This is a genomic window from Marinifilum fragile (assembly GCF_963677365.1).
Classification (GTDB): Bacteria; Bacteroidota; Bacteroidia; order Bacteroidales; family Marinifilaceae; genus Marinifilum; species Marinifilum fragile.
This window is the reverse complement of record NZ_OY781962.1, coordinates 3,898,017-3,916,193: the sequence shown is the minus strand read 5'-3', so window position 1 is coordinate 3,916,193 and position 18,177 is coordinate 3,898,017. Positions and strand designations below refer to the sequence as shown.

General features: G+C 35.6%; 15 protein-coding genes. 9 read left to right on the top strand and 6 right to left on the bottom strand.

Annotated elements, in window-relative coordinates:
* Positions 1-42: 42 nt before the first annotated feature.
* The 9 genes from ACKPCA_RS15700 to ACKPCA_RS15660 all read left to right on the top strand — a co-directional run bounded on the left by ACKPCA_RS15700 (position 43) and on the right by ACKPCA_RS15660 (position 10,459).
* Entirely contained in the window at positions 43-1,125 is a 1,083-nt protein-coding gene (locus tag ACKPCA_RS15700) for a serine hydrolase domain-containing protein (RefSeq protein ID WP_321279950.1), read from the top strand.
* A gap of 65 nt (positions 1,126-1,190) precedes the next feature.
* Positions 1,191-1,874 carry a response regulator transcription factor gene (locus tag ACKPCA_RS15695; protein WP_321279949.1) on the top strand — a complete coding sequence of 228 codons (684 nt, stop codon included), beginning with the start codon at positions 1,191-1,193 and terminating at the stop codon, positions 1,872-1,874.
* A gap of 2 nt (positions 1,875-1,876) precedes the next feature.
* Entirely contained in the window at positions 1,877-3,133 is a 1,257-nt protein-coding gene (locus tag ACKPCA_RS15690) for a sensor histidine kinase (RefSeq protein WP_321279948.1), read from the top strand.
* A gap of 66 nt (positions 3,134-3,199) precedes the next feature.
* Positions 3,200-3,928 carry a glycosyltransferase gene (locus tag ACKPCA_RS15685; RefSeq protein WP_321279947.1) on the top strand — a complete coding sequence of 243 codons (729 nt, stop codon included), beginning with the start codon at positions 3,200-3,202 and terminating at the stop codon, positions 3,926-3,928.
* Positions 3,925-4,569 carry a lipid-A-disaccharide synthase N-terminal domain-containing protein gene (locus ACKPCA_RS15680; RefSeq protein WP_321279946.1) on the top strand — a complete coding sequence of 215 codons (645 nt, stop codon included), beginning with the start codon at positions 3,925-3,927 and terminating at the stop codon, positions 4,567-4,569. The genes ACKPCA_RS15685 and ACKPCA_RS15680 overlap by 4 nt, the downstream gene beginning before the upstream one ends.
* Positions 4,570-4,575: 6 nt before the next feature.
* Positions 4,576-6,315, top strand: a complete 1,740-nt coding sequence (locus ACKPCA_RS15675; protein WP_321279945.1) for an ArnT family glycosyltransferase — start codon at positions 4,576-4,578, stop codon at positions 6,313-6,315.
* Entirely contained in the window at positions 6,305-7,306 is a 1,002-nt protein-coding gene (locus ACKPCA_RS15670; protein WP_321279944.1) for a GDP-mannose 4,6-dehydratase, read from the top strand. Before ACKPCA_RS15675 ends, ACKPCA_RS15670 begins: the two co-directional genes overlap by 11 nt.
* A gap of 291 nt (positions 7,307-7,597) precedes the next feature.
* Complete coding sequence (locus ACKPCA_RS15665) at positions 7,598-9,508, top strand: LTA synthase family protein (RefSeq protein WP_321279943.1); 1,911 nt, start codon at positions 7,598-7,600, stop codon at positions 9,506-9,508.
* Between the two features lie 75 nt (positions 9,509-9,583).
* Complete coding sequence (locus ACKPCA_RS15660) at positions 9,584-10,459, top strand: diacylglycerol/lipid kinase family protein (RefSeq protein WP_321279942.1); 876 nt, start codon at positions 9,584-9,586, stop codon at positions 10,457-10,459.
* A 37-nt stretch (positions 10,460-10,496) separates the two neighbouring features.
* Here ACKPCA_RS15660 and ACKPCA_RS15655 read toward each other — a convergent pair whose 3' ends face one another.
* The 6 genes from ACKPCA_RS15655 to ACKPCA_RS15630 form a co-directional block, all read right to left on the bottom strand.
* Positions 10,497-11,162 carry a glutathione peroxidase gene (locus tag ACKPCA_RS15655; RefSeq protein ID WP_321279941.1) on the bottom strand — a complete coding sequence of 222 codons (666 nt, stop codon included), beginning with the start codon at positions 11,160-11,162 and terminating at the stop codon, positions 10,497-10,499.
* Between the two features lie 79 nt (positions 11,163-11,241).
* Positions 11,242-12,279 carry a glycosyltransferase family 9 protein gene (locus tag ACKPCA_RS15650; RefSeq protein WP_054715132.1) on the bottom strand — a complete coding sequence of 346 codons (1,038 nt, stop codon included), beginning with the start codon at positions 12,277-12,279 and terminating at the stop codon, positions 11,242-11,244.
* Between the two features lie 159 nt (positions 12,280-12,438).
* Positions 12,439-12,678 carry an ATP synthase F1 subunit epsilon gene (atpC, locus tag ACKPCA_RS15645; protein ID WP_321279940.1) on the bottom strand — a complete coding sequence of 80 codons (240 nt, stop codon included), beginning with the start codon at positions 12,676-12,678 and terminating at the stop codon, positions 12,439-12,441.
* 71 nt (positions 12,679-12,749) lie between these two features.
* Positions 12,750-14,261: a F0F1 ATP synthase subunit beta gene (atpD, locus tag ACKPCA_RS15640; protein ID WP_054715126.1), complete on the bottom strand. Its 1,512-nt coding sequence runs from the start codon at positions 14,259-14,261 to the stop codon at positions 12,750-12,752.
* 94 nt (positions 14,262-14,355) lie between these two features.
* Positions 14,356-15,330 carry a polyprenyl synthetase family protein gene (locus tag ACKPCA_RS15635; protein ID WP_321279939.1) on the bottom strand — a complete coding sequence of 325 codons (975 nt, stop codon included), beginning with the start codon at positions 15,328-15,330 and terminating at the stop codon, positions 14,356-14,358.
* Between the two features lie 52 nt (positions 15,331-15,382).
* Entirely contained in the window at positions 15,383-17,806 is a 2,424-nt protein-coding gene (locus tag ACKPCA_RS15630; protein WP_321279938.1) for an efflux RND transporter permease subunit, read from the bottom strand.
* Positions 17,807-18,177 lie beyond the last annotated feature (371 nt).

Genomic DNA, 18,177 nt, shown 5'->3' with positions numbered 1-18,177 from the left:
ATTATTTTATAATTTTAACTCATATCCACCAAAACTAAACTTATGAAATTCTCAAAATCTGTACTGACATGCCTTTTTGTTCTTCTTGTATTATCATGCCATAGTCAAAAAGCAGTGTATGATAAACCTATTGAGCAAGCCATTGAATTGACAAATGACTTTATTGCAAAAAATCAAATTCCGGGATTGGCAATTACAGTTTCGGTGAAAGGTGAAAATGTTCTTTCCAAAGGATTTGGATATGGAAATCTGGAAGCACAAACAAAAGTAGATCCTGCTAAAACAAAGTTTCGTATTGGTAGTATCTCAAAACCTGTGAGTGCAGATGCGCTTATACAATTGTGGGCTCAAAACAAACTTCAATTGGATTCGTCCATTCAATACTATTTACCCGATTTTCCTAAAAAACAAGCTAAAATCACCAGTCGAATGGTAGCTGGTCATTTGGCAGGCATTCGTCATTACAATGGAAATGAATTTTTAAGTGCCAAACATTTCGACAATATTGATGATGCACTTGAAATCTTCGAAAATGATCCTCTGATCTCATATCCTGGTAAAGAGTACCACTATTCAAGCTATGGTTGGAACTTATTGAGCCGCATTGTCGAGAAAGCTTCCGGAGAAGAATTTCTTTCCTATATGCAAAAGCATGTTTTCAATCCATTGGAAATGCACAATACCATCGCCGATCATACCGATAGTATTATTCCCAATCGAACAGGTTTTTATCAAAGAAGTAAGAATAACGAAATTATAAACGGACCTTTTGTTGACAACAGTATTAAATGGGCTGGTGGCGGCTTTTTGTCTACCTCAGAAGATATCATGCGATTTGCCAAAGCTCATTGCAAAGCCGGTTACCTGAGTCAAAAACAAATTGATGAATTAACTCGTTCACAGAAAACAACAAAAGGAAAAGTGACAGAGTATGGAATTGGTTGGGCAAGTGGAAAAGATCGTAAAGGTCATTATTATTATGGTCATTCAGGTGGATCAATTGGAGCAAGCACTCACATGATCATTTATCCAAAAGAAGAAGTCTGTGTAGTGGTTTTAACGAATCTTTCAGGTGTAAGATTCAGAAACTTTAGTCATGAAATTGCCAATCTGTTTATGGAATAGCAATATTTAAATCGAATTCATGTTTATTTGCAGTATCATGGCTCCATTACTTAATTTGAACCCCTATGAATAAAAAAATTTTACTGATTGAAGATGACCTAACTTTACAACAAACCATTGCCGATTTTTTAAATTCTTCAGGATTTGAATGTATCTGTGCATCAACTGTCAAAGAAGGAAAGCAATTTTTCGATAAAACATTTTATCCTGTTATTTTGCTTGATTTGAGTTTGCCTGATGGTGATGGTCTGGATTGTATTTCTTTTATCAAGTCCATTTGGAATGACAGTGGGGTAATTATCATTTCGGCACGTGATAAACTGGAAGATCGTGTGGATGGATTAAACCTGGGTGCCGACGATTATCTAGTAAAACCATTTCATTTATCTGAACTATATGCTCGCATAAATGCCCTTTTACGTAGAAATTTTCATCCACAGGCAAGCATTATCCATTTCGAAAACATTGAAATTGAAACACAAGATAGATCTGTGAAAATTGCAGGAGAGTATGTAGATTTCAGCAAAAAAGAATATGATCTCTTGCTTTATTTTATTGAAAATAAAAATAGGGTTCTAACCAAGGAGAGCTTATTTGAACATGTATGGGGCGAAAATTCAGTTTTCATGGACAACTCCGATTTCATATACACTCATATTAATCGTCTCAGAAAAAAACTTCAAAAGCATACTGGCGAAAATTACATTAAAACCGTTCATGGCTTCGGATACAAACTTGAAATTCATTAAACATGAAGTTGCTTACCAAAATTAACCGTACTTATTTAAGATATGGCATCCTTGTATTTTTAATTGCTGATGTTGTAATCATTCTGTTAAGTAATTTTATACTGAAAAAAGAGATTGATCAACAATTATTACTTGAAGCAGAGGTAATTGCTGAAACCGTTAAGAAAAATAATAATTTCCCTAATGTATATCCAACCGATATCGTTAAAGAAGTTTCTCTTTCTGAAATTGGAAATACAACAACAAAAGACACAGTTATATACGAAGATGTACATAACGAACTTGTTCCATATAGGGAATTAAGCACTTATAAATCAATTAATGAAAAGCACTATCAAATTATCACTCGCCAGATGTTAATGGAGTTTGATGATATCTTTTCTCTTTATACGGCCTTAATTTCTACCGTTCTGGGATTAATATTCGTACTGGTCCTCCTTTTTACTCAAAAAATGAACACAATACTTTGGGGCACTTTTAATACAAACGTTGAATTGCTAAAAAAATATTCTTTTAACTCCAATAATCAATTGAATTTAAAGAATACTGGTATTGATGAATTTGATGACCTGAATCAAGTGATCACAAAAATGTCGTATCGATTAGAAAAAGATTACGCAGAATCAAAAGAATTTTCAGCCAATGCTGCTCATGAACTACAAACACCACTAGCAATTATCAGAAACAAGTGCGAAAATCTATTTTCTGAAACTGACTTAAATGAGAAAACAATTCAATCAATTCGTAAAATCTATCTTTCGACAGATCGTTTATCAGGAATTGTGAAAGGGCTTCTACTTTTGGCTAAAATTGATCATGGGCAGTTCAATGAAACGGAAGAACTATCATTACGCAAACTATTTACATTGCGTATTAGTAATTTAGATGATATTCTACAGGATAGAAACCTAAGTGTAGATATAAGCGCCTCAGAAGATTGTAAAGTAAAAATGGACAAACGTCTGGCTAACCTTCTAATCCAAAACATTACAGCCAATGCGATAAACCACAGCCCTATAAGTAAGATTATTGAAGTTAAAATATCTAAAAATCAATTCAGTATTTCAAACCATGGTGAAACTGCCATAAAAGAGCCTGAACTCATATTCAAGCGTTTCTATAAGGAAAGTACAAACCCCAATTCTACGGGCATTGGCTTAGCCATTGTAAAAAAGATTGCAGATCACTACGGAATGAACATTCAATACTCATTTAAAAATTTTAAACACACTTTCACCTTCATACCACTCGACTGTTAGATTTTTGTTAGATTTAATATATACTTTCACTCCACATTCCCTAGAAATAGAAAAAAATATTAAATCATGAATTTACCGCCCCCTAAATTTGAGCTAACCATTGTGGTTCCAGTTTACAATGAAGAAGATAATCTTGAACGTGTTAAAGAGGAATTTAATTCTTATTTTTCAGTCTCTCCTTATCCCTCTAAGGTCTTATTTGTGAATGATGGATCATCAGACCACAGCCAAATGATGATTGAAAAAATTTGTAATGGATCTGATCGTTTTCAATTCATTGAGCTAAGCAAAAACATGGGCTTAAGTGCCGCACTTAAGGCAGGTATTGATCATGCAAACACAGAATTTGTAGGCTATATTGATTCTGATTTACAGACAACTCCTTTCGATTTTGATCTACTAATGGAATTTCGCCACGATTATGCTTTGGTGACAGGCTATCGAAAAGACCGAAAAGATAGTTTTGTAAAAAACATGAGCTCCACCATAGCCAACAACTTTCGTCGCTTCATGACCAAAGATAATGCCATTGATACGGGTTGTCCTTTAAAGATTATGCAAATCAAATATGCCAAGAAAATTCCATTTTTTACTGGCATGCATCGCTTTATTCCAGCTCTTATCATGCTTCAAAATGGAGAAATTAAACAGATCCCAGTTCGTCATTTCCCACGAATTGCTGGCGAAGCAAAATACCATCTGTTCAACCGCATGATTGGTCCATTTAAAGATTGCTTTGCTTATCGTTGGATGAAAAAAAGATATATCAATTATGAAATATCAAACCAGGGATGAAAGAAAACTTGTACATCTATGCCGTTGGATTCTTGGCTCAAGCCTTATTCTCTGCACGACTAATTGTTCAATGGATAAAATCTGAAAAAGCGGGAGATTCTCTTTCTCCTGCAATATTCTGGCAGTTAAGCATATTGGCTTCCTGGCTTTTATTTGTGTATGGATTATTACGTAACGATTTTGCGATCATCTTTGGTCAAATCATTGCATATACGATCTATATCCGTAATCTTCAGTTGCAAAACCGCTGGAAAAAATTGCCTTTAATTTCGAGAATTCTGGCACTAGGCACACCAATAATTGCCATTGCTAACATTTTACTAAACTGGGAATTACATCACACCCTATTGTTTAAGAATAAGGACATTCCATTTTTACTCCTGATTTGGGGTATGGCAGGTCAAATAACATTCACATTCCGATTCGTTTATCAATGGATTTATTCCGAGAAAAAAGGTGAATCTTGCCTCCCTCTAGGATTTTGGATCATAAGCATCATAGGTTCATGTATGATTTTGTCCTATGCAGTCTATCGAACAGATCCGGTATTATTCGTCGGACAAGGATTTGGAATGATTGTTTACGCTCGAAATATCATTTTGATCCGCAAAAAAAAACTCACAGTAAAAACTGAAAAATAACAATCAATGAATTTTGAATCAATACAAGATAACAATAGATATGCACATGCCATTTTGCTAATTATTACTTGCTATGTATCGTTTTTCCTTTTCAATGAAGAGTTCTTTGTGAATATCATGGAGGCTAGAAACTTTGTTACGGCCCGTGAAATGATTGAAAAAGGAAACTGGCTTGTGCCAACGATGAATGGAGAATTGCGCCTGGCTAAACCTCCACTGCCTACATGGATTACAGCAATATTTGGAAACACATTTGGCATGGAAGATTTAAGCATGCTTAGGTTTCCAGCTGGAATAATGGGTTCTCTAATGGTTTTCTTTATGTATCAATTTACCAATAGTTTAAGCGGCAATAGAATAAAAGCATTAACTAACAGTCTTGTCCTTGTTAGCAGCTTTTATGTACTTTATATGAGCAGAACAGGAACATGGGACATATATTGTCACAGCTTCATGTTAGGTGCCATCTGGATCATTCACAGCGCCTTTAAAAATCATAACAGCAAAAGTTTATGGATTAAGTTTTCGTTTATCGGCGTTTTGTTAGGATTGTCCTTTCTAAGTAAAGGTCCAGTGGCATTTTTTGCTCTCCTTCTACCATTTTTAATTGCTTATTTTTCAGTTTACAGACCAAAAAACCTAAAACAATACTGGAAACCCATTGTACTTTGTTTGTTCATATTTGCAATCATTAGTTTTTGGTGGCCAGTTTACATTTCAATTGCGCATGCTCAAGAGGCTGCAGCAGTTGCTAAACTTGAGTCTGGTTCGTGGATGAATCGCCATGTGCGTCCTTTCTATTACTATTGGAATTTTCCGATTCAATCTGGAATATGGACACTCGTTATATTTACAAGTTTATTATTCCCGTATGCACTTAAGAACTTTAAGGCAAAAAAGGAATACAAGTTTGCATTGATTTGGACTTTATCTTCAGTAATTCTTCTTTCATTGATTCCTGAGAAAAAAGACAGATATCTTTTACCTGTATTGATTCCTAGCGCTTTATTGGCAGGGCAATTCCTTCATCACCTATATATTGTTTTTAAGAATGAAAGTGCTAAAAAAGCAGACCATATTTTATTTGGAATTAATATTTGGACCATTATCATTATAGCTTTTTCGATTCCTATTGTTACCTTTTTTATGTTTCAGAGACAAAATTTAATGTCTGTTCCCTCTTTTGCACTTTTCTCAATCTTTTCAGAACTCGTTGCAATGAGTTTAGTCATCTGTTGGATCAATCGAAATGTAAGAGGTATGGTATTAAGCACAACATCATTACTCTTAATTGTGGTGATCTTTATTATTCCACATACAGGAGGAATTCTAAACAGAAATCCTGATTTCAAGAGCATATCCGAGATTAGAAATATACCGGATTTACATAAATACAACTATTATAGCATCGGGAAACATGATTTCAGAATTGAGTTGGTATATGAAATTGGAAAAGAAGTAACACAATGGAATACAAAAGAAAAGATTGATTTACCGGAGAAGAAGCCATTCGTGGTCATCTCTACAGAAAACCCCAATGATGTATTCACCAAAGCTCAATTGAGTAAAATTAAACTTGAGATTATCAGTCGATATGATAATAACATGCAAAGAGTTGGAAAACGACGAAACAAGGAACACTTAAAAAAATACGTCAGTTTGGTTACGCCCATTTCAATTCCTGACAAAACCTATGAAGAAACTGTGATTTTGGAAAAGAATAACTCAGAAGGCCATGAAAATTGAACAAAAGAATAGAAAGAAACCGAGCATCCTTGTAACAGGATGTGCGGGATTTATAGGTTCTCATTTGTGTGAAAAGCTTATAAATCTTGGATATTACGTAGTAGGTCTTGATAATTTTGACCCCTTTTATTCAATCGATATAAAGATTAAAAATATGGAGGGATTCAAACGAAACAAGGCGTTTAAATTTTACCAAATAGACCTTTGTAAAAGTGGTAGTTTAAACATGATAGAGGAAAATGTTTCTCTCATTGTTCACTTGGCGGGAAAAGCTGGTGTAAGACCATCAATAGAAGCTCCTCAAAGTTATATTGACAGCAATATTTCAGCTACGCGAAACATCCTTGATTTCATGAAAGAAAGGGGAATTAAAAAACTAGCTTTCGCCTCATCCTCATCGGTATACGGAAACAATTTAACAGTTCCTTTTTCGGAAGATCAGAATGTTGATCATGTTATTTCTCCCTATGCCTTTTCGAAAAAGTCTTGTGAGGTTTTGAATCACTCTTATCATCACCTTTACAAGCTTGATATCATTAACCTGAGATTCTTCACCGTTTTTGGTCCTCGCCAACGACCAGATTTGGCAATTCACAAATTTCTGAAATTGATGATGAATGACGAGCCAATTCCTGTATTTGGAGACGGAAGCACAGCAAGGGATTATACTTATGTAGACGATACCGTTGATGGAATTGTTAAAACTTGTAATTACCTTTTTAAAAACGAGAATGTATTTGAAACCATAAACCTTGGCAACAGTTATCCTATCACCTTAAATCAAATGATAGAAGCCATTTCTAAAGCTTCAGAAATAATCCCAAAAATCAATCGTCTTCCAATGCAAGCTGGCGATGTATATCAAACTTTTGCGGATATAACAAAAGCAAAAAAACTAATTGGATATTCTCCTAAGGTTTCATTCGACCAAGGAATAGAACTATTTGTTCAATGGTACAAGAAATTAAATACTAAAGAAATAGTCATATAAAATTTAGTTTGAGAACGCTTTATTTTATTATTTATATTTCTTTTTCCTATTTTGGTAAAGAACAATCCACATTAGTATGTTCATACTAAATTTGAAGAGATAATTGAATTTTGGGATTTTGTAGGGTTAACTGGATGTTTCAATAGAACATTATTTAAAAACTCATTTTATTGAGGAGTTTTTAAAGTTTTTTAATATTCTTTTTCAGACTTTTAAGCCAGATGTTAGATTTTTGTTAGAACCGTATTGTTTTTTTGAATTAAATTTGAAATCCCACAATTCAAAAAAATTATGAAATTCAGAAACATCCTACAAAGTCGTTATGGCGGCTTGATCATATTTAGCTTTATTTTTATCGCCTTATCATTTTTGGTAAGAACCATTTTGTTAATTAAAGATTTTCAGAATGTTGAATTAAGCATCATCAGATTCTTTCAAATCTATGCATTTGGTCTGTTCTACGATTTGGTAGCCATCTCCTATTTCATCATTCCATTTGTATTCTACCTTTTAATCGTTCCGGATAAAATCTTCAACAGCAAAATACACCGTTGGATATCTTATGCTTTCTTTATCGTAAGCATTGGAATTCTTGTGTTTTCAGGAATTGGAGAATGGTTTTTTTGGGAAGAGTTTAGTGTAAGATACAACTTCATTGCAGTGGATTATCTGGTTTATACACACGAGGTAATCTCCAATATCAAAGAGTCCTATCCAATGCCAATTATCATTTTTGGAATGCTTTTGCTTTCGGGAGGAATCTTTGCATTGGTTAAGAAGCAATTTGACTCATCCATTAACTCTCAATCCAAATTTGTGAGTCGATTAATCACCAGTGTTGTACTTTGGATGATCCCAACAATGGCCTTTCTTACCATTGATAAAACCTCGGCTGAAATTCAAGAAAACACCTATTCCAATGAACTTGCACACAATGGAATATATCAAATATTTTCGGCTTTCAGAAATAACGAACTAGATTACAAATCCTTCTATCAATCGATGGATGACAAGGAGGCATTCACTAATTTGCGAGAGCTTATTAAAACTTCAAATAGTGAATTTATTAGTAAGGATGTGTTTGATGTGACCCGAAAAATCAATTATCTAGGTGAGGACAAGAAGTACAATGTAATGATGATTACAGTAGAGAGTCTGAGTGGATCTTTCTTTACCCGATTTGGAGGAACTTCCAATATTACTCCAAACATGGATACCATTGCCCAACAATCACTATTTTTTACCAACTTTTATGCAACGGGAACCAGAACTGTTCGAGGCATGGAAGCTCTAACGCTTTCAATACCTCCAACGCCTGGATATTCTATTGTGAAACGTCCAAATAATGAAGGGATGTTTACTTTGGGTAATGTTCTGAAATCAAAAGGATATGACACTAATTTTATATATGCAGGTAATGGTTATTTCGATAACATGAACTATTTCTTCGGAAATAGTGGCTATAATATAGTTGACAAGAAAAATTTTGAGAAAGATGAAATTACATTCGAAAATGCCTGGGGTGTTTGCGATGAAGATCTTTTTGCCAAAGCCATGCAGGTTGCAGATAATTCATATAAATCAGGGAAACCATTCCACAATTTTATCATGACAACATCAAATCATAGGCCATACACCTATCCTGATGGTAAGATTGATATTCCTTCTCATAGCGGAAGAAAAGGAGCTGTGAAATATACAGACTATGCAATTGCCAAATTTCTTCGTGAAGCAAAAAAACATGAGTGGTTCAACAATACCCTATTTGTAATTGTAGCTGATCACTGCGCCTCTAGTGCTGGTAAAACCTCTTTACCTGTAAAAAAATATCACATCCCACTTATGGTTTATGCTCCAGGAATAATTGAAGCTAGAGAAGTAAATACGATGGCCTCTCAAATTGATTTTGCTCCAACTGTTATGGGGTTATTAAATATGGATTATACATCTAAATTTTTCGGTAAAGATATTCTTCTAGATCAACCAGATAGAGCTTTAATTGGAACTTATCAGAAAATTGGATTGCTTAAAAATAATTCATTAACCCTTCAATTGCCAACCAAACGAATTGAATCCTATTCTATTGATAATGATGATCAAAAATCGTGTGAACTAAACAAATCTGAGTTAAGAGAAGCAATTACGTACTATCAAACGGCAAGCTATTTGTTTCACCACAAGGGATACAATTTTAATAATTAAATGTAGAAATAGATTTCTTTAGGAATCAAAGTAGGCTATCGCATAAAAACCTGAAAATCGCATTTGAATAACAGTATGCAAAACAAATTAAATACACTTGCCATTATCAATCCAATTTCTGGTAATGGCAAACAAAAACATATTGAAAGTTTACTGAAGAAACATACAGACAAGTCCCGATTTCAATTAACAATTAAAATGACCCAATATGCTGGTCACGCATCAGAGCTTGCAAAAAAAGCCATAGAAGAAGGATTTGATCTTGTGATTGCAATTGGTGGCGATGGTACAATCAATGAGATAGCATGCGCCTTAACTTTCTCTGATGTTGCCATGGGAATTGTTCCTTGTGGATCAGGGAACGGATTGGCTAGACATCTTGGAATACCTATGAATGCAAAAAAGGCAATTCAACACCTTAACCAGGCCAAAATCAACTCAATGGATACTGCTTGCATCAATGAGCACCGTTTTGTAAATGTGGCAGGTATTGGCTTTGATGCGCTTATCGCTCATCAGTTTGCGAAGATGAATTCTCGAGGATTTACATCCTATATTAAGGCTGTTTTAAGTAGTTTCAGAACATTTGAATGTCAAAAATTCAAATTGACAGACAATAATAATTTTTTCACAGAGGAAGGCATGATGCTTAGTTTTTGCAACTCTTCTCAATTTGGGAATAATGCATACATTGCTCCTTCAGCTAAAATTGATGATGGAAAATTAAACCTATGTTTGTTGAAGAAGCCAAAGTGGTATCAAATCCCATCTTTAACCTTAAAAACTTTCACCAGAAAAATCGAAAATTCCTCTTTGTTCAAAGAGTTTAAGATTGATGAAGTAGAAGTTGTTCAAACCTCACAGTTGGGACATGTAGATGGAGAACCCATTGTTATTGGTGAAAAAATCAAATTAAAGGTAGATTCAAAAAGTCTAAAGATACTTTCCTAGATAAAAGAAAAGAGCTCCAAATTGGAGCTCTTTTTCTTTATAGTAATTTCTTAATATCTTCTTCCATGCTTTCAGGAGTAATATTTGGTTCAATTCTCTGAACCACCTTCCCTTCTCTATTGATTAAGAACTTTGTAAAGTTCCATTTAATACCATTTCCTTCGTATATTTCCGGAAATTTTTGGCTCAGAAAACCTTTAAATTTTTGACCAGATTCAGAATCATCAAATCCTTCAAATGATTTTTCCGAAGTCAGCATTTTATAAAGTGGATGAGCATTTTCCCCTCTCACTTCAATCTTCTCAAACATTGGGAAACTTACACCATAGTTTTTCTGACAAAACTCTTCAATTTCCTCAGCTGTTCCAGGTTCCTGTCCCAAAAATTGATTGCAAGGAAAACCCAAAACCACCAATCCTTGGTCTTTGTACTTTTGATACAAGGCTTCCAAACCTTTGTATTGTGGTGTTAAACCGCATTTACTTGCCGTATTAACCACCAAAACCACTTTCCCTTTATATTTCTTTAGTTTTACCTCTTCGCCCTGCAGAGAGTTCATTTTATAGCTGTAAAAATTTTTGCTTTCACATTTCTTTTTGGAACAGCACTCCTTCTTACATTCTTTTTTCTCTTTGTTTTCGGCAATTGCCTGACTGGTATAAACTCCTACTAAAACCATTAGTAGTAATGCTAATTTTTTCATGAATTCTTGTTTTGATTTAAAAACTAAGATATCATTAAAAATACGAAGTAGGAAAAATTAAAATACTTATTAGTCTGATTTAAGATTCCATTAACATTTTCACCTCATCAGCAAGCCACTTAGGAGTAATATCAACCATACATTGCTGGTAAATATTCATCTTACATTTACCTGATCCGTCCTTTGTACATGGGCGACATTTCATATCAACTTCAAGGGTTTTAATGTGATCTCCTGTAGTAAAACCAAATGCAGTTGGCCCCATCAAGGAAAGTGCTGGTATTTTAAATTTATCTGCAGCATGCAAGAATCCTGTATCTCCAGAGATTACCAAGTTTGATTTTTGAACCAGGTAACAAGATTCCAACAAATTGGTTTTTCCACTCAAATTTAGCACTCGATCAGGAGCAACTTCCTCTATTTCTTTGCAGAAAACATCATCAGGTCCAGCCAAGATCATAAAATGATAATCTGGAAGAAGGCCCACCAATTTTTGCCAGTGCGAAACCGGCCATCGCTTCATTTGCCAGGCAGCCGATGGCACCAAGGTAACCAACTTGCTCTTCTCTCCTTTTAGATTCTCAAAAACTTGCTGATCCATCTTTTCTTTCAATTCAGCAGGAAAGTACCAATCCTCATTGACCTTGGAATAATCCTTAATTCCCCATTTTTCCAATGGCTTGCGAAATGAGAGCATGCCTTTAAATGGCATTGGGAAACGGTCAATTCTGAATTTGAATAGCAAGATCCTTTTGATTCGATCCTTGCTTCTCATGGTAAATTTGGGTCCTATTCCAAACCAACGCTTCCATCTTGGTACCAAAACCGTTTTCAGAATGATAGAGCGAATGTTTGAGTGCGCATCGTATACATAGTCGAACTTTTCCTGTTTAAGCTGCTTTGCTTGCTCCAGAAGGCCCTTAAATCCCTTTTGGCGATCAAATCCCCAAACCTTATGAATTCGTTGATCCATGGCTAAAAAAGAGGACATATCTTTTCTTGCAATCCAATGGATTTCTGCATCAGGATAATGATTCAAAATACCGTCAACAGCTGTCATACATTGGATGATATCTCCTATGGAGCTAAATCGAATGATTAAGAATTTTTTAGGCATTGTTTTAAGAAAAAGTTTGATGAAAATATAATCAGAATAAGTTACAGGTAATTCCTGTATACTGAATGCATGCAAAAATAATTATCAGTAATGAACTAAAAAAGGAAAGCCCGGATTATATCCGAGCTTTCATATATAATTTGCAATTAAGCTTAATTTTTAACTATCAGCCAATACTGAAATTACATTCTTCTTGCATTCAACTACTCCTCCACCAATCTCGAAGAAAACATCATCTCCTTCGTATGGTCTCAGTTTAATGGTCCCTTTTTCCAAAGTAGATACAATTGGAGCGTGATTTTTCAGTATTTCGAAAGATCCATCCTTGCCAGGAAGCTGAACCAAAACAACTTCACCTGAATAAAGACTTTTTTCTGGTGTTACTATTTCTAAATGCATATTAATGTTTAATGCTTAATGATTAATGTTCAACGCCACCAATCATTAATAATTAATAATTCATCATTAGTTTAAGCTTGTGCTTCAGCTAGTAATTTCTCACCTTTCTCAATTGCTTCCTCAATTGTTCCAACCAAGTTGAATGCTGCTTCAGGATATTGATCCACTTCACCATCCATAATCATATTGAAACCTTTGATTGTATCTTCGATAGATACCAAACAACCTTTCAAACCAGTAAACTGCTCTGCAACGTGGAATGGCTGTGATAAGAATCTCTGAACACGACGGGCACGGTGTACCACCAACTTGTCATCCTCCGAAAGTTCTTCCATACCAAGAATTGCAATAATATCTTGAAGCTCTTTGTAACGCTGAAGAATCTCTTTTACTTTTTGTGCACAAGTATAGTGAGCATCCCCTACAACATCTGGCGTAAGAATTCGAGATGTAGAATCCAATGGATCCACCGCTGGATAAATACCCAACTCAGCAATCTTACGATTTAATACTGTTGTAGCATCCAAGTGAGCAAATGTTGTTGCTGGCGCAGGGTCAGTCAAGTCATCGGCTGGTACATAAACTGCCTGTACCGATGTAATCGATCCTCGCTTGGTTGAAGTAATACGCTCCTGCATGATACCCATCTCAGTTGAAAGAGTTGGCTGGTAACCTACTGCTGAAGGCATACGACCTAGAAGTGCAGATACCTCAGAACCTGCCTGAGTAAAACGGAAAATATTATCAACGAAGAAAAGAATATCGCGACCGCCTGATTTTTCATCACCATCACGCAAACTTTCTGCAACGGTTAATCCTGATAAAGCTACACGAGCACGAGCTCCAGGTGGCTCATTCATCTGACCGAACACAAGAGATACCTGTGACTTATCCAAAGCATCTTTGTCTACTTTAGAAAGGTCCCATCCACCTTTTTCCATGTCTTCCTCGAATTCATCCCCATAACGGATTACTTTCGATTCGATCATCTCACGAAGCAAGTCATTCCCCTCACGAGTACGTTCCCCTACTCCGGCGAATACAGATAAACCATCTTGTCCGATTGCAATATTGTTAATCAACTCCTGAATCAATACGGTTTTACCTACACCAGCTCCACCGAACAAACCAATTTTACCACCCTTTGCATATGGCTCAATCAAGTCGATTACCTTAATACCTGTATAGAAAACTTCAGATTCAGTACTTAGTTCATCAAAAGCAGGAGGAGTTCTGTGAATTGGGTATCCACCTTCCTTGTCTACCTTACCAATACCGTCGATGGTTTCACCAACAACATTCAAAAGTCTACCTTTGATTTTATCACCGGCAGGCATAATTATAGGAGAACCTGTAGCAATTACATCCATTCCACGGCGTAAACCATCCGTTGAATCCATTGCAATTGCGCGCACAGTATTTTCACCAATGTGCTGTTGACACTCAACTACCAAATTTTTACCGTTTTCCATCACGACCTCAAGAGAATCGTAAATCTCAGGAAGTTTACCACCTTCCTTCTCAAAACTTACATCGATTACAGGTCCGATTACCTGTACAATTTTGCCTGTATTTTGTGACATTTACTATTAAATTTTTGGATCATTATTATCGCGTGATGACAAATTTAAAATTTTTTGCGAATAAAGGAGAATCTTATCTTAAATTTTAACACTCTTAAACGGAACGATTTACTAATTTCTTCACCAAAGAGTACAATTCCTTTTTCTTTTCGGCCGGAACATTCACCTTATCCAAATACTCTAAACAAAGGCTAAAATACTCATCGATCTTCGCTTGCGATTCATCTTTCACCTTTAGTTTTTCGTAAATGGCTCTAACGGCATTAATTTTTTCTTCCGGATTAAAATCTTTTGCCGAAATCCATCCTTCCAATTCCTTTTTGTCATCACCTTTTGCCAACTCAAACGCTTTAATCAGCAGAAAAGTCTTTTTGTTGCAAAGAATATCTCCACCAATCTTCTTACCGAATACATCTTGATTGCCAAAAACATCCAGATAATCATCCTGTAATTGAAAAGCCATGCCCAAGTTAACTCCAAAATGATAAAGCAACTCAGCATCTTTGGCATCTGCATCACCCATTACCGCTCCCATTTTTAAGCTTCCTCCAAGAAGTACCGCAGTTTTTAAGCGAATCATTTCCAAATACTCATTGATCTGTACATCCCTTCTGTCCTCAAATTCCATATCAAACTGCTGTCCTTCACAAACCTCAAGAGCTGTTTGATTAAATACGGTAAGCACATCACGCAAGTGGCGATCTTCACAACTTACAATGTATTGATATGCCTTGATAGACATGGCATCACCAGAAAGAATTGCAACATTACTGTTCCACTTTTCGTGAACCGTAGCCTTGCTTCTACGAATAGGTGCATTATCCATTACGTCATCGTGCAATAAGGTAAAATTGTGAAATACCTCTATTCCGATTGCTGGTAGATAAACTTTCTTTAAATCATCTTTAAATAAATTGGCACTAAGTAATACCAAAATTGGACGAAGGCGCTTGCCACCAATCCCAAGAATGTACTTCATGGGTTCGAACAATCCTTCTGGTGGTGTAGAAAACTCCAGTCCATCAATTTCTTTCTGCACTACATCCTGGAGTTCTTTGAAACTATACATGTGAGCTATAAGTTTAGTGTGTAATTTTTACAGCTCACTAAAATATAAAAAATTAACTAGCAGCGGTTTCTTTTTGCTCCTCTTTATTTTCAATTACTGCAATTCGAAGATCATCCAATTCAATATCTTCCTCCTCATCAAAAATTTGAAGAAGTGGTTCTTTGAACGATCGGTTGGTAATTGCCTTTTCAAGAGTCAGCAACAAGGATGGCAATAACACCAAATTTGAAAGCATTGCAGAAAGCAAGGTAAGAGATACCAATACGCCTAATGATACCGTTCCACCAAACTCAGACATTGCGAAAATTCCAAATCCAAAGAAAAGAATAATTGAGGTGTACATCATACTTTGTCCCGTTTCGCGCAAAGCCAAAACAACCGATGAACGAATGCTCCAATTGGTTGCTTTTAGTTCCTGTCGATATTTTGCAAGATAGTGAATGGTATCGTCCACCGAAATCCCAAAGGCAATACTAAACACCAATATGGTAGATGCTTTAATAGGAATGCCAAAATAGCCCATTAGAGCTGCTGTAACGATCAATGGCAATAGATTTGGTATCAACGCTACCATAACCATTCGTTTGGATGAGAACATCCAGGCCATGAAAGAAGCAATCAAGAAAATGGCCAACGCCAAACTCAAAAATAAGTTTTTGATTAGGTATTGAGTTCCCTTAAAAAAGACAATACTCGATCCGGTTACATGCACAGTGTACTTGTCTTTAGGGAAGATCTCATTCACATGTCCTAATATGGTTTTTTCCATTTCGGCCATTCTGGTTGTACCAATATCTTTCATTCTAAAACTCATTCTGGTGACAGATTGAGTAGAATCAACGAAAGTTTCCAACACTTTGGAATCGGCACCTGTTTCGGCCTTTGCCAAATAGGAAAGAATAATATCCTTGGTTTGATTACTTGGTAGTTTATAGTATTTCTCTTTTCCGTTAAAATAAGCCTGGTTGGCAAATTTTGCAGCTTCTACTACTGATACAGATCCGGATATTTCAGGATAAGCTCGTAAAGAATCATTGAGCTTATTTAAACGTTTCAAAGTGGAAGTGTTTAACACACCTGCTTTTTTCTTGGTTTCTACCATTACCTCTAAAGGCATGATACCATCCATGTTCTTTTCGAAGAATTTAAGATCCTGATAAATTTCGTTATCATGGGGCAAATCATCTACCATGTAACCTGTACTCTTCATTTTGATGATACCAAATCCACCAAGAACCAAAAGTGTAATGGCAATGGAATAAACCACACTTCTGTGATTCAATACAATTTTTTCTAATCTGGCTACGAACCAGACCGTTAGCTTATTGTCGAGATGTTTTGTTGCTTTTTGATCTGGCGGAGCCAAAAAACTAAAAATAATAGGAATCAATAGTAGCGATAATACAAATACCACCATGATATTTAAAGCGGCAATTACACCAAACTCTTTCAGAATCTGACTTGAAGTCACAATAAATGTTGCAAAACCCGATGCGGTTGTTAGGTTGGTAAGGAAGGTTGCATTGCCAATTTTGGCAACCACACGCTGCAAGGCTTTTATTTTATTTCGATGTCTGGTATATTCTCCATGATATTTGTTGATCAAGAAAACCGAATTTGGTATTCCAATTACCACCAAAAGTGGAGGAAGCATCGCGGTAAGCAAGGTAATTTTGTAATCGAACAATACCATGGAACCTACCGCCCAAATTACACTTAGCCCAACCACCAGCATACAGAAAAACACCACTTTAAACGATCGGAAGAACATGAACAAAATAACAGCCGTTACCAAAAGCGAGAGATAAATAAACATGTTCATCTCGCCTTTAATCATTTGAGCAGTTACCACTCGAATGTACGGCAAACCTGAATATTTCATGTTCAGACCATACTTCTCGGTAAAAGAATCAGTAATTTCACGAACCTTGGCAACCATTGGTTCACGGGCCTTTGAGTTAATGATTTTTGCATTAACCGTAATCCCCATAAGGTAGGTATTGCTTTCTTTGTTAATTAAGCTTCCGTGGTAAAATGGCAATGATTCAGCTATTGCTGCCAAACTATCCAGCTCGGCTTGCGTTTTTACCTTGTGTGGAAATATGGTCCCAAATTCGAAACGTTTTTCCTTCTTATTCTTATTAATATTCCAGGTATGAGCAATGGATACCACCGCATCGATACCATCCAATGAACCAAGGCTATCACCGAGTGCAATCCAATCGTTGAACTTATCCAACTCATAAAAATCTGGATCTTGCACGGCAAAGAACATCATGTTTCCTTCCTGCCCAAAAGTATTTCTAAACTTCTCATATTCTATAGATGCAGGATCATCATCGGGAAGTAAGGCCGCATAGGTATAGGACATCTCAACAAACTGAGCCTTATAAGCCATAAATGAAGTAATCAGCCCAACTACCACCAAAAGTAAAATTCTATTTCTCAGAATTAATCCTGCAATCCTATTCCACATACTATTTTATTTAATTCCCTGTTTCTTCTAGAGTTCGGCGAAAATACGACTTAAAATCATTTTTTCAAAAGATACACAATGGCTTCAAGCCTTCTTTAGCTATATCATTCAAGGCAATGACATAAAATTAAGGAAAAAGCACCAAACCTTCTGACATTTAAATAATTAATTATAAAATAGTATCATTCTCATCAATTCTCTTCATGATTATTGTTAAGAAAAATATGAGTTTATTTGCTCTTAAATTTGGCTCATCCCTATAGTTTACTGATATACTGCATGATATCGATACGTTAAAAATCCTTAAATCGAACGAATCTAATTACGGCCTTAACGTTTATTTTTCTATTTTTTAACATTTGCTTTACATT

What these genes read in the sequence shown, in the direction of transcription:
- ACKPCA_RS15700 (WP_321279950.1), top strand. Translation starts at nt 43, where the DNA reads ATGAAATTCTCAAAATCTGTACTGACATGCCTTTTTGTTCTTCTTGTA.
- ACKPCA_RS15695 (WP_321279949.1), top strand. Translation starts at nt 1,191, where the DNA reads ATGAATAAAAAAATTTTACTGATTGAAGATGACCTAACTTTACAACAA.
- ACKPCA_RS15690 (WP_321279948.1), top strand. Translation starts at nt 1,877, where the DNA reads ATGAAGTTGCTTACCAAAATTAACCGTACTTATTTAAGATATGGCATC.
- ACKPCA_RS15685 (WP_321279947.1), top strand. Translation starts at nt 3,200, where the DNA reads ATGAATTTACCGCCCCCTAAATTTGAGCTAACCATTGTGGTTCCAGTT.
- ACKPCA_RS15680 (WP_321279946.1), top strand. Translation starts at nt 3,925, where the DNA reads ATGAAAGAAAACTTGTACATCTATGCCGTTGGATTCTTGGCTCAAGCC.
- ACKPCA_RS15675 (WP_321279945.1), top strand. Translation starts at nt 4,576, where the DNA reads ATGAATTTTGAATCAATACAAGATAACAATAGATATGCACATGCCATT.
- ACKPCA_RS15670 (WP_321279944.1), top strand. Translation starts at nt 6,305, where the DNA reads ATGAAAATTGAACAAAAGAATAGAAAGAAACCGAGCATCCTTGTAACA.
- ACKPCA_RS15665 (WP_321279943.1), top strand. Translation starts at nt 7,598, where the DNA reads ATGAAATTCAGAAACATCCTACAAAGTCGTTATGGCGGCTTGATCATA.
- ACKPCA_RS15660 (WP_321279942.1), top strand. Translation starts at nt 9,584, where the DNA reads ATGCAAAACAAATTAAATACACTTGCCATTATCAATCCAATTTCTGGT.
- ACKPCA_RS15655 (WP_321279941.1), bottom strand. Translation starts at nt 11,162, where the DNA reads ATGAAAAAATTAGCATTACTACTAATGGTTTTAGTAGGAGTTTATACC.
- ACKPCA_RS15650 (WP_054715132.1), bottom strand. Translation starts at nt 12,279, where the DNA reads ATGCCTAAAAAATTCTTAATCATTCGATTTAGCTCCATAGGAGATATC.
- atpC (WP_321279940.1), bottom strand. Translation starts at nt 12,678, where the DNA reads ATGCATTTAGAAATAGTAACACCAGAAAAAAGTCTTTATTCAGGTGAA.
- atpD (WP_054715126.1), bottom strand. Translation starts at nt 14,261, where the DNA reads ATGTCACAAAATACAGGCAAAATTGTACAGGTAATCGGACCTGTAATC.
- ACKPCA_RS15635 (WP_321279939.1), bottom strand. Translation starts at nt 15,330, where the DNA reads ATGTATAGTTTCAAAGAACTCCAGGATGTAGTGCAGAAAGAAATTGAT.
- ACKPCA_RS15630 (WP_321279938.1), bottom strand. Translation starts at nt 17,806, where the DNA reads ATGTGGAATAGGATTGCAGGATTAATTCTGAGAAATAGAATTTTACTT.